Origin of the sequence: Psychrobacter sp. DD43, from assembly GCF_904846555.1 — a bacterium.
GTDB classification, from domain to species: Bacteria; Pseudomonadota; Gammaproteobacteria; order Pseudomonadales; family Moraxellaceae; genus Psychrobacter; species Psychrobacter cryohalolentis.
This window is the reverse complement of the sequence record NZ_CAJHBE010000008.1, coordinates 57,308-72,228: the sequence shown is the minus strand read 5'-3', so window position 1 is coordinate 72,228 and position 14,921 is coordinate 57,308. Positions and strand designations below refer to the sequence as shown.

Below are 14,921 nucleotides of genomic sequence, written 5' to 3'. Positions count from 1 at the left end.
GGTTACACCCCCTCGCTAGTGGTTGAGGTGTGACTTTCCAGCCACTCGATAACATCAGCATTGCGCCATGCTGTCATAGTAGGGGATAGTTTTATTGGTGCTGGGAAGCGTCCATCGCGTGACCATGCCCATAAGGTACTGCTACCAAACGGTAAGAATGGTATTAGCTGGCTGGCACGGCTCATGCCTTGCGGTGGTAAATATTTGACGTGTAGGCTTTCGGCTATTTGTTCAATGCTGTTTGATGTGTCATCAGTGAAAGCGATAACGGGATTATCTGTGGTGGTGTGCTGTGTCATGTCAATGACTCCGTACTACGTGCCACTACACTATGTAATGGCTTGTCTTGTACGGTTCATCTTATGGGGTATAGAATTAATTGCAGAATTGGAGCAGCTAAAGTGACATTTTAGCTAGTAAAATGGTGTTCTAGTCTTTGAAGTGCTTCTTCCGATGGGTGCTTAAGATATTAGATAATGAGCGTTCTGCATAACCAAGACCGTCAGACTTCCCTTCAAAATGAGCTATTATTTCTCTAGCAGCTTTATCATTTGAGCAAATAAACTTACCCCTTTCATTCTTATCACTAAGATATTTATCGTGATAATTCAATGCTTTTTGCTGCGGTTCGCTATAATTAATACCTTTTTGTGAACCTCCTTTTGCTCCAATCTTTCTATAATTACGTGATAAAATTTCGCTTTCTTCTACATACTCAGATGGGCTTAAACTCTCACCAACTATCGAACCTCCATACATTAATACCGCAGCTTCATGATGCCAACAAGAAACGTCATAGAGCCCATGCTCAAAAGCTAAGTATGCTAATCCTTTATATAACATTAACCTCAATACTTCTCTTAAGTTGCAACTTAAAAGCCTTTCTTTCTCCTCTACCGTATATTCTTCTAATATATGATTTACTAAAGAGTCATCTTTTATGTAAGGTTCAAATTTGAGAGCTAGATTTTTGAAAGCCGGCATAATAAATTTATTAAGATAGCACTCACAGTCATAATCACATTCACATTGAGGGTTATCCTCAAGATTATTGTGCTGTCTATACTCTAGTTCATTTCGTTGTAAGAACATAACTACAACATCTCGCACCCTGCCTAAGAAAGAAAGGTTGTTTTCGGACTGAACCTTATTGCAATCTTCATTAGATAGGATGGTTTTTGCAATCTGACTATCAGTAGGTCTTGATAGACTGAGTTCAAAAGATTTATACATCAACTTATGAGCTCGCTCATCTTCTGTAACATGATACATGTTCACACCTTTACACACCCTTAAAACAAAATAGGTGCAAGGCAGTGCCAGCCTAAAGGTGTGTGAACGGCTGGCTTTCGGGTAATTAATCCTAGCCTTGCATAGTCGTTATCACATGGGGTTATCCATGCTTCTGTGCTTGTTGTTTGAAGTTACCGTGTATGACGTTATCAATCTTGCCAGCGTAGGCATCATCAATGAAGTTTGCCCACTGGTGCATCATCTTGGTTCTATAGGGTAGATGCTGCGCCCCGTTGTATGCCTTGCTTACTTTGTTCTCTTTCTCGTGTGCCAGTTGTAGCTCTATCGCTTCGTGCATAGCGCCTTGCTCATGTAAGGTAGTGCTGGCAAGTCCACGGAAGCCGTGACCAGTCATACGCCCTTTATAGCCCATGCGCCATAGGGCAGTGATAAAGGCGTTTTCACTGTATGGCTTACGGGTTGTGGTATTAAAGAACACATGCTTGTCCGAAAGTCCTAGCTGTTTAATTTGCTCTAAGATTGCTATCACTTGAGGCGCAAGCGGTACTAGGTGGGGTCTATCCATTTTCATCTTGTCGGCTGGTATGCGCCATACTTCGGCTTTATAGTCTATCTCTGCCCATTCCATGAAGCGTAGCTCTTGCGTTCTCACGAACGTATAGCACATAAACCAAAAGCCTAGCTTCACCAGTAAGTCACCACCATAGGCATCAATGTCTTGAAGTAGTTTAGGTAGCTGCTGGCTAGTGATACGGCTATGGTGCTTCACCTTATGCGGTTTTAATGCTTCGGTTAGGTCGTTGGCTGGGTTATGAGTTACTAGCCCCTCACGTATGGCTTGCTTGAATATCTGTCCTGTTTGACGCATTGCACGCCTTGCCATATCGGGTGCGCCCCTCGCTTCGATAGCTTTACCAATGGCTAAAACATCAGGCGCGGTTATGTCCTCTATGTTCATGTGACCAATGACGGGCTTAATATCGCGCTGGTACTGTGAGTAGTCACGGCTATAGGTCTTAGGGGCAATGTGGGCTTTGCGTTCGTCATGCCAGCGTTCGGCTATGGCATCAAATGCTTTTGTACCGTCAGTATCGGCTTGCAAGCGTTTCTTATCGTGCTTAGGGTTGATGCCTTGCGCTATCAAGTCTTTTATCTGTTGGTTGCGCTGGCGTGCATCGGCAAGGCTCATTGCTGGATATTTACCAATGGTTAGGCTTTGGCGTTTATCAGCATACTTATAGTCACATACCCATACCTTACTACCCGTACTACGGACCCATAGGCGTAGGTTATTACCATCACTATATTTGTCAGGTCGGCTAGGTGTGCAAGTATCGGACGGCTTAAGGCGTTTGATTTGGCTATCAGTTAATGACATGACGGTATATTTCCATGACGGTATAAAATATACCGTAAAATATACCGCACTTTGACATGGATTACCATGCTTTATGATGGCTTGTTATGTAGGGCGTATTGTTTGAAACGCCCATAGAAAAAGGGCAGACGGTTAATGACGGTCTGCCCTAATATTGTGTTTGGTCGGAACGGCAGGATTTGAACCTGCGACCACTACACCCCCAGTGTAGTGCGCTACCAGACTGCGCTACGCCCCGAATGACTGACTATTTTACGCAAAATTATGCATATTGCAAGAGCTATTTATTTTAGCCAAAATCTACAATTGTATTTTACATATCATAGCCAGTATAACCAATGAGCAGTTAACCTTAACCCAGTAACTCTTTTAGAATTTGGTTGACTTGCTGTGGATTGGCACTACCGCGACTGGCTTTCATTACTTGACCAACTAAACCATTGAAGGCTTTTTCTTTACCGCCGCGATACTCTTCAACCATCGCTGCATTCTTAGCGATGACCTCTTCAACGATGGCTTTGATAGCGCCCGTATCGGTTTCTTGCTTGAGACCTTTTTCCTCGATGATTTTATCTGCTGCATCATCAGCATCGCCGCCTTCGCGCTCATATAAGGCGCTAAAGACCTTCTTAGCTAGTTTGCCAGATAGAGTATCGTCTTTAATACGCGATAGCATACCAGCCAATTGCTTGGCGCTGATAGGGGAGTCAGTAATTTCCTTATCATCTTTGTTCAACGCACCGAGTAGGTCACCCATTACCCAGTTAGCTGCCATTTTGGCATCTGCTTGCCCAACTTCTGCAACCACATTTTCAAAGTAATCAGCAATTTGACGGCTACCAGTCAAGATACGAGCGTCATATTCTGAAAGACCAAGCGCTTCTTCAAAGCGAGCACGGCGGGCAACCGGTAGCTCAGGCATCGCTGCACGAATGCTATCAACCGTATGCTGCTCAATACGCACAGGTAGCAAGTCAGGATCAGGGAAGTAGCGATAATCATTGGCGTCTTCTTTAGTACGCATAACACGAGTTTCGTCGCGCTCTGGGTCATAAAGCATCGTTGCTTGCACAACTTTACCGCCGTCTTCTAAGATATCGATTTGACGCTCGATTTCGCGATTGATGGCACGCTCGATAAAGCGGAATGAGTTTAGGTTCTTAAGCTCAGTACGTGTACCAAGCTCGCTTCCAGGCTTACGGATAGAGACGTTACAGTCGCAGCGGAATGAGCCTTCTGCCATGATAGCGTCTGAGATACCCAGCCAAGTCACCAGCTGATGAATGGCTTTGATATAGGCCAGTGCTTCGTGAGCTGAGCGCATATCAGGTTCAGAGACGATTTCAATCAAAGGCGTACCAGCACGGTTCAAATCCACACCAGTCATACCATCGACGGCATCGTGTACTGATTTACCAGCATCTTCTTCTAGATGCGCGCGGGTGATACCCATGCGCTTAGGATATTCGTTCTTTTCACCTTCATTGACCACGACATCTATATAGCCTTCACCAACGATAGGATTGACCATCTGGGTGATTTGATAGCCTTTCGGCAAGTCAGGGTAAAAGTAGTTTTTACGGTCAAAAGTATTAAATAGACCCAGCTCAGCGTTGACGCCGATACCGAATTTCAGCGCACGATCAACCACACCAGCATTTAGCACTGGCAAAACACCCGGTAAGCCTAAATCTACAATACTGGCTTGGCTGTTTGGCTCGTGACCAAAGTCAGTCGGCGCGCTCGAGAATATCTTACTTTCTGTGTTCAGCTGGCAGTGAATCTCGATACCGATGACCACTTCATAACCATCGACGAATAGCTCTTTACGAACATCGTGTTTGCGAACGGCGTTGTTATCAGTAGTAGTTGCTGTATTCATTATACCGTCTCCTTCGCGATGGTAGAGTGTTGCAGATGATGATCTGTATGCTGCTGGAATAAATGAGCAGTAGAGAGCAATTTGCTCTCTTGCCAATATTGTCCAATCAATTGCAAACCAATAGGCAAGCCTGCTGAGGTTAAACCAACTGGCTGACTAAGCGCAGGTAAACCCGCTAAGTTGACACCAATGGTATAAACATCACCTAGATACATCGTTGCAGGATCGAGGTCTTCACCAAGTTTATAAGCCGCTGTTGGCGCCGTTGGACTGGCGATCACATCACAGTTGGCAAAAGCATCTTCGAAGTCTTTGATAATTATGCGGCGCACTTTTTGTGCCTTAGTATAATAGGCATCAAAGTAACCAGCAGATAGCGCATAAGTCCCTGACAAAATACGGCGCTGTACTTCAGGACCAAAGCCTTCAGAACGCGAGCGCGTATATAAGTCAATCAAGTCTTTAGGGTTTTCACAGCGATACCCAAAGCGCACACCATCGAAGCGTGATAGGTTTGATGATGCTTCAGCTGGGGCGAGCATATAATAGGTAGCAAGGGTGATCTCTGGATCGGTGATTGTCACCTCTACAATGGTCGCGCCAAGCTCTTCGTATTTCTTTAATGCTGCACGAGCTGCTTGTTCGACTTCAGTATCAAGTCCTTTACTAAAGTATTCTTTAGCAACACCAATACGTAAACCGGCAAACGGTTTATCACCAGCGCTGGTAGCTGCGTCATTTAAATCTTGTACATAATCAGGCATGTCGTATTTGATAGAAGTCGCATCGCGTGGGTCATGACCAATCATTGGCTGTAATAGGAAGGCACAGTCCATGGCACTGCGACCCATACTACCGGCTTGATCAAGACTCGAGGCATAAGCAATCATACCGAAGCGAGAGACGCGACCATAAGTAGGTTTGATGCCCGTTAAGCCGCAAAATGAGGCAGGCTGACGAATAGAGCCACCAGTATCACTACCAGTCGCAACGGGTACAAATCCTGCTGCAACGGCTGCTGCACTACCACCTGATGAGCCACCAGGTACATGCGCTATGTTCCAAGGATTGTGCACCGCACCATAATATGAGCTTTCATTATCCGAGCCCATCGCAAACTCATCCATATTAAGCTTACCAAGGCTAATCATCCCAGCTTTATCAATGTTAGTGACGATGGTCGCATCATAAGGAGAGATAAAGTTATGCAGCATTTTAGAGCCACAGGTCGTCAATACGCCTTGAGTACAAAAAATATCTTTATGCGCCATGGGTACGCCAAGTAATGGGCGTTTGTCCCCTTGTACACGCATCTCGTCCGCCGCTTTTGCTTGCGCGCGTGCTGTCTCAGAGGTATGAGTGATAAAACTGTTAATCTTGCTATCAAGCGCGTTGATACGTTTGATGTAGTGGTCAGTCAGCTCAAGGCTGCTAAATTGTTTGTCTTGCAGACCAGTAATGAGCTGCTGGGTACTTAATAAATGAAGTTCAGACATAAGGTGTCGTCCGTCAAAATGTTAATAGCATAAAGTAAGATACGAAATCAGAGAGCGCCAGCCGCCTATTCAATCACTTGCGGTACCAAATACAAGCCATCTTCGACAGCAGGGGCGACCGATTGATTGCGTTCACGATTGATATCGTGTTTAGCGACATCAGCACGCAAATCTTGGCAAGCTTCATGAATGTTTGATAAAGGTTTGATATCGGTGGTATCGACATTACCAAGCGTGTTCATCAGCTTAAGTATTTTAGAGATATCAGCAGCATAGCTATCGGCAGTATTTTCATCGACACCTAAACGGGCAAGGTTGGCAACTTCTAGGATTTCTTCACGGCTGACAGTGTTGTCAGACGTTAATGGTTGCTGTGACATAGTGTCTCCAGTTACGGACAGTTTTTGTTAGAGTAGAATATGACTAAAACAGATAAGCACTAAAATAAGCGACTTATATAAAGATGTAAGTATACAGTGGCTTTATTATAAAGCATCTGACCGAAGTTTACAGAGCAGGACACTTGATTACAGCACAATCTTTACTCACAAGATTGTTTAAAAGGGCTTATTCACGACTCTTCTATTAAAAAAGGCTCAACTTAATAAGCAATTATGCAAAGCTGACTGGATAGTAAAAGTTGATGGTCAATAGCTCCCCATTTAATGACGAAATACGTTACAGTGGGTAGCTGCTGCTAAGCAAGTTATCAAGCAAATTACTTAATAAGTATCATAAGACGGTAGCTCCTTGTGAGTGATTGAATTAAAGGCTGTTTCATCAAAGCGGCTGGTATGGTCTGCGATTTCAAACTTTGTAACAACTTTTAGCGCATAAGCGCAAAATCCGAGCGTACTAATGCAAATATCTGTGTTTTTTTTGAGCCAAATCGGTATAATTTAGCTCAGTTTTTTCATTTCATCATTATAGCTTCGGTTTGACTTGTTACGATGATAAACTCTCGCCACGGGTAATGTCTAAAGACGACCTGCTCAATACTGACGAGTAATCCCTCGGTCACTCTCATTTGCCTCATTCGCCTCATTTGTAATACGCTGGAAATATTAGTCATGAACCTGTTTGGATTTTTATCAAATAATATCGCAATCGACCTCGGTACTGCGAACACCCTTATTTTTATTCCTGGTAAAGGCGTGGTGCTCGATGAGCCTACGGTGGTCGCTTTAAGAAGCAATCGCACACAGAACCCTACCGTTGCTGCTGTTGGTATTGATGCCAAGCAGATGCTGGGTCGTACGCCTGCCAATATTACGGCTATCCGCCCTTTAAAAGACGGCGTAATTGCTGACTTTGAAGTGACGCAAAAAATGCTTAAGCATTTTATCGCCAAGGTAAAGGCTAAGCGTTTTATGGCCCAGCCTAATGTGGTGGTTTGCGTGCCTTGCAAGTCTACCCTTGTTGAGCGAAAAGCGATTCGTGAAGCGGTATCGTCAGCTGGCGCCAGCAAAGTATTGTTACTAGAAGAGCCAATGGCAGCAGCGATTGGTGCTGGCATGCCGGTTCATGAAGCCAGCGGTTCGATGGTCGTTGATATCGGCGGTGGTACCACTGAGATTGCCGTTATCGCTTTGTCAGGTTGTGTCTATGCTGAGTCTATCCGTATCGGTGGCGATATGTTTGATGATGCCATTATTACCCATGTACGTCGTATTCATGGCTGCGTGATTGGTGAAACCACGGCTGAGCGTATCAAACAAGAAGTTGGCTCTGCGCTAAATGAAGACAGCCAGTTAGAAGTAGAAGTACGCGGACGTAGCATGGCAGAAGGCGTACCAAAAACCTTCACTGTCAACTCAGAAGAAGTGCAGAAAGCTTTGAGTGATCCGTTAAGTGGTATCGTCAGCGCGGTAAAAGCAGCACTTGAGCAGACGCCACCAGAGTTGTCATCAGACATCGCTGAACGCGGTATTGTCTTGACTGGTGGCGGCGCACTATTACGTGACCTAGATAAGCTCATCTCAAGAGAGACAGGCTTACCAGTTACAGTCGCTGAAGATCCATTAACTTGCGTGAGCCGTGGTGGCGGTATTGCGCTTGATTTTATCAATAACAAAAGCCTAAATATGATTTTTGTATAAATCACTGTTTATCAAGCATTGTCATACTAGCAATGTTAGACAAGGCTGAAGTTAACGATAACTAGGCATGAGAAAGGGTGGATAAATAACATTGAAGGTAGCCAAAAAGGTTGCCTTTAATATTATCAATAAAGGCAATCAATATCTGATAGATACTGAGCTTTTTTTGATATCAAATGCCTTTTATATAGTGCTATTCAGTGCTGGCTAATGCTCACATTAAAACCTCTACATTAGACGAACTATGACTCCAAGTATTTTTGCCCGCCAGCCACTCGCGCTTCGTATGACTGCTGTTTTATTAATAGTGGCATTGATATTGATGTGGTTTGATAGCAAAAATCCAGAATGGTTCAAGCCCATACGCTCAACGAGCCACGCCGCAATGCAGCCTATTTACGAGCTGTCATTATTACCCAGTTATGCACAACACTGGTCAAGCGGCAGCCTACAATCAAAAGAAACGCTGCGCCGCGAAAACATGCAGCTCAGATCTCAACTTATTCACGCGCAAGCTAAATTGCAGCAGCAAGATTATATCTTGGCGCAAAACGCTCGCCTGCAAGGTATTCTATCGACCACGCGCCCTGAACAATTTGATTTAAATCTGGCACAGGTAATTGGTACTGACACCAATCTACTGCGTCAAATTGTGGTGTTGAATAAAGGGGAGCAAGATGGGGTACAAGTTGGGCAAACGGTCATTGATGAAAACGGCATTTTAGGGCAGATTATCAATGTCTATCCTAATACCAGCCGTTTATTGCTTATTACTGATGAACAGCAGTCCGTCGCCGTTACTGTCAAGCGGACAGGTCAGCGCGCTATTGTCACTGGTCAGGGTATACCTACTTCATTGAGCCTTGAGTACGTCTTTAAAACCTCAGATGTACGCGTCGGGGATGAGCTGGTCTCGTCTGGATTAGGGGGGCGTATCCCTGCCGGCTACCGTGTTGGTCGTATCACCCATATTGAAGACACGCAAGCGGATAATTTTAGAAGCATTGATGTCACACCTGCCGCAAACTTTGTCGATAATGCTTATGTGCTGATATTGCAAGACAAGCTGGCTAATAAAAACAATATTGGCCTCAATGAGTCTTGATGGTCATTGTTAGAGATAATCATTGCCCGATAACCAGCCGCTATTCTATTTAAGTGCGCTGTTTTACTCCTCGTTTTTTATTCCCTGCAATGCTGAATTCATTATTAAGTAGCTGCTAAACATCCGCTAAAGGTACGTATTCATGGCATATCCTGATTCTGATCATGCAAATGGGCTGCTGCATGCCGTGATTGTACTGAGTTTTATTATTGCCTCATCGCTCAGTGTTTATCCATTAAGTCCTAGTATGGCCACATTGCGTCCTATGATCATGATCATGGTATTGATTTTTTGGTTATTGTTTCAGCCGCGTTATGTGGGCATTTTTAGTGCCTTTGCTATTGGCCTTATTGCTGATTTGCTGATGGATACTCATTTAGGACAGCAGGCTTTTTCTGCTGTGGCAGTGGCGCTTATGATAAAGGTGACCAGTATCTATATCAGACAGCTAAATACGATTAGTGCATGGATAATAGCGAGTTTAGGATTGTTTGTATTTCAAGCAAGTCTGTGGATGCTACAGATGTTTGTACAAGATGTCTTTGTTGCCCAATCTACTTTTTCTTTGTTGATGAGTATTATTAGCTGGCCATTGGTACTATTGACGTTACGAAAATTTGTGCGTTAATCAGGTTGGTTACATCGATTATCAATATAAGTATTTTCATCACATATGGTTTTTACAAGCATCAAAGATAAACGACCCTCGTTTATTTATGACTAAACCTATCAATATCAAGTTTCTACATAATATAGAGAGTAGTGATGGATATTATCTTAGCATCCGGCTCGCCGCGTCGTCGCGAGTTACTAAACAGAGCGCAACTAGAATTTACTGTCATCAGCGTTGATATCGATGAAACGCCTTATCAAGATGAGTCGCCCAAAGACTATATTGTTCGTATGGTTGCCGCCAAAGCAGAGGCAGCAACTGTGCAGCTAAATAGACAGTTAAAGAATAATGACGCTCACTTATATCAATTACTCTTATCGAAGCCTATTATTTTATTGACCTCTGATACCATTGGGGTATTGCCAGATGGCAAAACAGTCTTGGTCAAACCGAATAATCGCGAAGATGCTTATCGTATGTGGCAGCAAATGTCCGATAGTACTCATGAAGTATGGACGGCGGTACAGGCAACGCAACTCTCATTACAGCCTAAACGTTCTGATGAGTTCGATAATGAGCAAGTATGGCAAATCATCAATCAGCAACAAGTTATTGAACGCACAGAGGTCACCTTTGTAGTGCTTACTCCAGAGATGATGAGTGATTATTGGGACAGCGGCGAGCCTGCAGATAAGGCGGGTGGCTATGGTATTCAAGGGTTGGGTGCGGCTTGGGTTAGCCGTATTAATGGCAGCTATACCAATGTAGTGGGCTTACCGCTTGCCCAAACGCTGGCATTGATTAAAGAGATGACCAACAATGCTACGCTTTAAAATTTTGATGCCTAAATAGATAATACCTAATAAAGCTTACATGCTCAAAAAGGTTAGAGTAGGGGTATGGATCCAGCAGTGCTTTAAGATGAAGTTCGATATTAAACCATCTGCACATAATGACACGCTTGTGTCATGGGCAAAAGCAAGCGGCATTTGTTACACTGTCAGGCTACCAAACTATGAATGCTTCACCAGAAAGCTAAGTGATAAGAGAAAATACTATGTCCGAAGAGCTGCTGATTAATATTAGTCCCATGGAGTCCCGTGTTGCCGTACTAGATAACGGTATCTTGGGCGAGATTTATATTGAGCGTCATCATAAACTGGGTTTGGTTGGTAACATTTACTTGGGTACAGTGGTGCGCGTTCTGCCGGGTATGCAGGCAGCCTTTGTCGATATTGGTCAGTCACGTACTGCATTCTTACACGTTAATGATATGCAGCGTGAACCTCGTCCAGCTGCCAAAAGCATTAAAGTCGAAAAGACTGGTGATGAGCGCACTATTATAGAGGTGACGGCTGACGATTTAGCCATCACGCCGCCTGTAATAAGTACGCAGAACACAGAAGTTGTATCAGTTTCGAAAACTCTCATCCAGCATCGCCTACACGAGAGCCAACGTATCTTAGTTCAAGTCACCAAAGATCAGTTAGGCAGTAAAGGCGCGCGCTTAACCACCAATATATCACTGCCATCTCGCTATCTGGTCTACTTGCCATCGAGTGAGCATATCGGTATCTCGCAGCGTATTGATGGTGAAGAAGAGCGTACCCGTCTCAAGACTGAGCTTACTAGTCTGATGCAGACGGTTAATCTTAAAGGTGGATTGATTGCGCGTACAGCCGCTGAGCGTGTCCCCGTTGATAAACTTGAAGAAGATATCTACTACTTATTGCAGCTATGGCGGACGATATGCGCCCGTCGCCAAGAAATGAAGCCTAATCAAAGCTCAGAGCTTATTTATCAAGAATTATCGCTACCACTGCGTTCTATCCGTGATTTGGTACACGCTGGTACCGAAAAAGTCGTGATTGATAATTCGCAGATATATGAGCAGGTTAGATACTTTGCCAAGGAATTTGTGCCTTTTGTCTATGATCGCATAGTACATTATACCGCTGAGCAGTCTCTGTTTGATGTGCACCGCGTCGAAGATGATTTACGTGATGCGCTCAAACGTCGCGTTGATTTAAAGTCGGGCGGCTATCTGATTATTGACCAAACTGAAGCGATGACCACCATTGATGTCAATACTGGCTCATTCGTTGGTGGGCGTTCATTAGAAGATACCGTCTACAAAACGAATCTAGAGGCAACACACGCGATAGCCCGTCAACTGCGCTTACGTAATCTAGGCGGTATTATTATCCTAGACTTCATCGATATGCTTGAGCAGCAGCACAAGGATGATATCTTAGAGAGCTTGCAGTCACAGTTAGTACAAGATTATGCCAAAACCAAAATCACTCAAGTCAGTGAGCTTGGTTTGGTTGAGATGACCCGTAAGCGTACCCGTGAATCGCTTGGTCAGCAACTATGTGAGCCTTGCTCGACCTGTCAAGGGCGCGGCTTTGTCAAAACCGCTGAGACGGTCTGCTTTGAGATATTTCGTGAAATCATGCGCTGTGCTCGTACTTATAACTCTCCAAAGAAGTTTACGGTGGTCGCTCATGCGGCAGTGATTGATTTATTACTGACGTCAGAATCGGATACCGTGGCAGATTTAGAGTATTTGCTTGGTAGAGTGATTACCTTTGATGTTGAGAATTTATATACCCAAGAACAATACGATATAGTATTAGATTGAACCTCAAGGCGGGATCTGAATAGTAAGTATTGCCGTCAAATGTTGAAAACTTAGGGCATTTAATGGGACGGTTTAGCTTTGATGCTTAGTAAGCAATTGGTTAAAAGTTAAGAGAATTTGGTTTAAAAACCAATATTTATATCAAACAGTTGTGTATATCATTGTAAATAATCCCCTTGCAATCATCTGATTATTATGTATAATACAGACCACTGAATTATATATGCGCAGCCAATCAAACAGCTGGCGCTATGACAGCTAGAGCATCGTTTCTAGCACTATTTCATTATGCCTTTGCTGACATCCTACAATGGAAGGGTCGGCGGGGCTTTAAACTATTTTGCTTTTGGCACGCTATAAGTTCGGATAAAGAACTCATTCTGGTTTAGAACAGAAGGCCGCTTTAAGTGAATATTTAACCAAACGGCTTTTGCTCATATCCTTGCAAAGCAAGAATGACAAAAGCACATATTAGGAGCTTGCTGGCATGGCTAACCAGAGAATCCGTATCCGTCTTAAGTCTTTTGATCATCGTCTGATTGATCAATCTGCACAAGAGATTGTTGATACTGCAAAGCGCACCGGTGCGCAAGTTTGTGGTCCTGTACCGTTGCCGACTCGCATTGAGCGCTTCAACGTTCTAACTTCACCACACGTAAACAAAGACGCTCGTGATCAGTACGAAATCCGTACTCATAAGCGTATGGTTGACATTGTTCAACCTACCGATAAAACTGTGGATGCGCTAATGAAGCTTGACTTAGCGGCGGGTGTTGACGTTCAAATTGCTTTGGGTTAATGCACATAAACACCCAACCCATTAATATAAGATATAAAGAGGTCTAAAATGGCGATCGGTTTAGTCGGTAAAAAATGCGGCATGACCCGTGTCTTCACTGAAGCAGGCGCATCTATCCCTGTAACAGTGGTTGAGATCAGTGCTAACCGCATTACTCAAGTAAAAAATACTGATGTAGATGGCTATCAAGCCATCCAAGTTACTACAGGCACCCGTCGTGACAGCCGCGTAACAGCAGCTCAAAAAGGTCACTTCGCTAAAGCCGGCGTTGCCGCTGGTCGTGGTGTTTGGGAATTTCGTGCCAATGACAGCGATCTTGAAGGTCGTGAGATTGGTGGTGAGATCCTAGCTGACTTGTTCGAACAAGGTCAGATGGTTGATGTCACAGGAAACAGTAAAGGTAAAGGCTTTCAAGGCGGCGTGAAGCGTCACAACTTCAGCATGCAAGATGCCACTCATGGTAACTCAGTATCTCACCGTGCCATTGGTTCAACTGGTCAAAACCAGTCACCAGGTAAAGTCTTCAAAGGCAAAAAAATGCCAGGTCAGATGGGTAACAAACGCGTTACCGTTCAAGGCCTAGAAGTGATATCGGTTGATGTTGAAAATGGGTTACTTGTCATCAAGGGTGCTATCCCAGGTGCCACCGGTGGCGATGTCATCGTACGTCCGTCAGTCAAAGCCTAAGCAAGGGGATTAACGTGGATTTAAAAACAGTTACAGGGGCGGCAGTTGAGCTTTCTGATACGGCTTTCGGTCGTGAATTCAACGAAGCACTAGTGCATCAAGTCGTCACCGCATATCTTGCTGGTGCTCGCCAAGGTACACGCGCTCAAAAGACCCGTGCCGAAGTTTCTGGTGGTGGCATTAAGCCATGGCGCCAAAAAGGTACTGGTCGCGCTCGTGCAGGTTCTATTCGTAGCCCAATCTGGCGTGGGGGCGGTCGTGCATTCGCGGCTAAGCCACAAGATTGGTCACAGAAAGTTAACCGTAAGATGTATCGCGGTGCTATGCAGTGCATCCTAGCCGAATTGATTCGCCAAGAGCGTCTGATTTTGGTTGAAGAGATAAGCGTTTCTGGTCCTAAGACCAAAGAGCTGATCGCAAAGTTAGGTGAGTTAAATGCATCACGTGCATTAATCGTCACCAAAGAAGTTGACGAAAACTTATACTTAGCTGCTCGCAACATCCCACATGTCAATGTACTTGATACAAGTGAAGTGGATCCAGTGAGCTTGATCGCTTTTGATAAAGTGATCATGACAGTCGAAGCTGCGAAACAATTTGAGGAAGCACTAGCATGAATAACGCAAGACTTTATCAGATCCTAAGAGGACCTGTATTCTCAGAGAAATCTCAAATGCTTGGCGACTCACTTGGTGTGCAGGTATTTAAAATTGACTCTAAGGCTACTAAGCTTGAAGTTAAAAAAGCAGTTGAGATGATGTTTGAAGGTGTTGAAGTTTTAAAAGTAAACACATTGAACGTTAAAGGTAAGACAAAGCGTTTTGGTAAAAGTATCGGCCGTCGTAATGACTATAAAAAAGCCTATGTTACCTTAAAAGCTGGTCAAGATGTACAAATGGCTGATGCTGGTGAAGAGGTCGCAAATACGACTGCTTCTACTAGTGAAACAGCGAATAACGAATAA

Annotated in this window: 15 protein-coding genes and 1 tRNA gene; 9 read left to right on the top strand and 7 right to left on the bottom strand. The window is 44.1% G+C overall.

From position 1 onward, the window contains the following. Positions 1–2: 2 nt before the first annotated feature. The 7 genes from JMX89_RS06215 to gatC all read right to left on the bottom strand — a co-directional run bounded on the left by JMX89_RS06215 (position 3) and on the right by gatC (position 6,390). A complete protein-coding gene (locus JMX89_RS06215; RefSeq protein WP_201530701.1) occupies positions 3–299 on the bottom strand; it encodes a helix-turn-helix transcriptional regulator in 297 nt (98 codons plus the stop codon). Positions 300–429: 130 nt separating this feature from the next. Then, on the bottom strand, positions 430–1,272 hold the full coding sequence (locus tag JMX89_RS06210) for a hypothetical protein (protein ID WP_201530700.1): 843 nt from the start codon (positions 1,270–1,272) through the stop codon (positions 430–432). A gap of 121 nt (positions 1,273–1,393) precedes the next feature. Continuing rightward, positions 1,394–2,632 carry a tyrosine-type recombinase/integrase gene (locus tag JMX89_RS06205; protein WP_201551095.1) on the bottom strand — a complete coding sequence of 413 codons (1,239 nt, stop codon included), beginning with the start codon at positions 2,630–2,632 and terminating at the stop codon, positions 1,394–1,396. Between the two features lie 161 nt (positions 2,633–2,793). Continuing rightward, positions 2,794–2,870 (bottom strand) — tRNA-Pro (locus tag JMX89_RS06200). A gap of 114 nt (positions 2,871–2,984) precedes the next feature. Then, positions 2,985–4,514 (bottom strand): Asp-tRNA(Asn)/Glu-tRNA(Gln) amidotransferase subunit GatB, encoded by a 1,530-nt coding sequence (gene gatB, locus JMX89_RS06195; protein WP_201530698.1) that lies wholly within the window; start codon positions 4,512–4,514, stop codon positions 2,985–2,987. Then, the gene (gatA, locus tag JMX89_RS06190) at positions 4,514–6,010 is read right to left on the bottom strand and encodes an Asp-tRNA(Asn)/Glu-tRNA(Gln) amidotransferase subunit GatA (RefSeq protein ID WP_133105435.1); all 1,497 of its coding nucleotides are present in this window, start codon (positions 6,008–6,010) and stop codon (positions 4,514–4,516) included. The genes gatB and gatA overlap by 1 nt, the downstream gene beginning before the upstream one ends. A 65-nt stretch (positions 6,011–6,075) precedes the next feature. Continuing rightward, positions 6,076–6,390: an Asp-tRNA(Asn)/Glu-tRNA(Gln) amidotransferase subunit GatC gene (gene gatC / locus JMX89_RS06185; protein WP_011512845.1), complete on the bottom strand. Its 315-nt coding sequence runs from the start codon at positions 6,388–6,390 to the stop codon at positions 6,076–6,078. A gap of 690 nt (positions 6,391–7,080) precedes the next feature. Between gatC and JMX89_RS06180 the strand changes: the two genes are divergently transcribed. From JMX89_RS06180 to rplW, 9 genes are all read left to right on the top strand, one after another. Further along, positions 7,081–8,109: a rod shape-determining protein gene (locus JMX89_RS06180; protein ID WP_011512846.1), complete on the top strand. Its 1,029-nt coding sequence runs from the start codon at positions 7,081–7,083 to the stop codon at positions 8,107–8,109. Between the two features lie 244 nt (positions 8,110–8,353). Beyond that, complete coding sequence (gene mreC / locus JMX89_RS06175; RefSeq protein ID WP_201530697.1) at positions 8,354–9,214, top strand: rod shape-determining protein MreC; 861 nt, start codon at positions 8,354–8,356, stop codon at positions 9,212–9,214. Positions 9,215–9,356: 142 nt separating this feature from the next. After that, the gene (gene mreD / locus JMX89_RS06170; protein WP_133105432.1) at positions 9,357–9,842 is read left to right on the top strand and encodes a rod shape-determining protein MreD; all 486 of its coding nucleotides are present in this window, start codon (positions 9,357–9,359) and stop codon (positions 9,840–9,842) included. A gap of 137 nt (positions 9,843–9,979) precedes the next feature. Next, entirely contained in the window at positions 9,980–10,660 is a 681-nt protein-coding gene (locus JMX89_RS06165; protein ID WP_201530696.1) for a Maf family protein, read from the top strand. 224 nt (positions 10,661–10,884) lie between these two features. Then, positions 10,885–12,471 (top strand): Rne/Rng family ribonuclease, encoded by a 1,587-nt coding sequence (locus JMX89_RS06160; protein ID WP_201530695.1) that lies wholly within the window; start codon positions 10,885–10,887, stop codon positions 12,469–12,471. 487 nt (positions 12,472–12,958) lie between these two features. After that, positions 12,959–13,270 (top strand): 30S ribosomal protein S10, encoded by a 312-nt coding sequence (rpsJ, locus tag JMX89_RS06155; RefSeq protein WP_010196670.1) that lies wholly within the window; start codon positions 12,959–12,961, stop codon positions 13,268–13,270. 48 nt (positions 13,271–13,318) lie between these two features. After that, positions 13,319–13,957, top strand: a complete 639-nt coding sequence (rplC, locus tag JMX89_RS06150; protein ID WP_011512851.1) for a 50S ribosomal protein L3 — start codon at positions 13,319–13,321, stop codon at positions 13,955–13,957. A 14-nt stretch (positions 13,958–13,971) separates the two neighbouring features. Beyond that, entirely contained in the window at positions 13,972–14,574 is a 603-nt protein-coding gene (gene rplD / locus JMX89_RS06145; protein WP_011512852.1) for a 50S ribosomal protein L4, read from the top strand. Continuing rightward, positions 14,571–14,921, top strand: a complete 351-nt coding sequence (gene rplW, locus JMX89_RS06140; protein WP_011279789.1) for a 50S ribosomal protein L23 — start codon at positions 14,571–14,573, stop codon at positions 14,919–14,921. The genes rplD and rplW overlap by 4 nt, the downstream gene beginning before the upstream one ends.

What these genes read in the sequence shown, in the direction of transcription:
- JMX89_RS06215 (WP_201530701.1), bottom strand. Translation starts at nt 299, where the DNA reads ATGACACAGCACACCACCACAGATAATCCCGTTATCGCTTTCACTGAT.
- JMX89_RS06210 (WP_201530700.1), bottom strand. Translation starts at nt 1,272, where the DNA reads ATGTATCATGTTACAGAAGATGAGCGAGCTCATAAGTTGATGTATAAA.
- JMX89_RS06160 (WP_201530695.1), top strand. Translation starts at nt 10,885, where the DNA reads ATGTCCGAAGAGCTGCTGATTAATATTAGTCCCATGGAGTCCCGTGTT.
- gatC (WP_011512845.1), bottom strand. Translation starts at nt 6,390, where the DNA reads ATGTCACAGCAACCATTAACGTCTGACAACACTGTCAGCCGTGAAGAA.
- rplW (WP_011279789.1), top strand. Translation starts at nt 14,571, where the DNA reads ATGAATAACGCAAGACTTTATCAGATCCTAAGAGGACCTGTATTCTCA.
- JMX89_RS06165 (WP_201530696.1), top strand. Translation starts at nt 9,980, where the DNA reads ATGGATATTATCTTAGCATCCGGCTCGCCGCGTCGTCGCGAGTTACTA.
- gatA (WP_133105435.1), bottom strand. Translation starts at nt 6,010, where the DNA reads ATGTCTGAACTTCATTTATTAAGTACCCAGCAGCTCATTACTGGTCTG.
- gatB (WP_201530698.1), bottom strand. Translation starts at nt 4,514, where the DNA reads ATGAATACAGCAACTACTACTGATAACAACGCCGTTCGCAAACACGAT.
- rplC (WP_011512851.1), top strand. Translation starts at nt 13,319, where the DNA reads ATGGCGATCGGTTTAGTCGGTAAAAAATGCGGCATGACCCGTGTCTTC.
- mreC (WP_201530697.1), top strand. Translation starts at nt 8,354, where the DNA reads ATGACTCCAAGTATTTTTGCCCGCCAGCCACTCGCGCTTCGTATGACT.
- JMX89_RS06180 (WP_011512846.1), top strand. Translation starts at nt 7,081, where the DNA reads ATGAACCTGTTTGGATTTTTATCAAATAATATCGCAATCGACCTCGGT.
- rpsJ (WP_010196670.1), top strand. Translation starts at nt 12,959, where the DNA reads ATGGCTAACCAGAGAATCCGTATCCGTCTTAAGTCTTTTGATCATCGT.
- JMX89_RS06205 (WP_201551095.1), bottom strand. Translation starts at nt 2,632, where the DNA reads ATGTCATTAACTGATAGCCAAATCAAACGCCTTAAGCCGTCCGATACT.
- mreD (WP_133105432.1), top strand. Translation starts at nt 9,357, where the DNA reads ATGGCATATCCTGATTCTGATCATGCAAATGGGCTGCTGCATGCCGTG.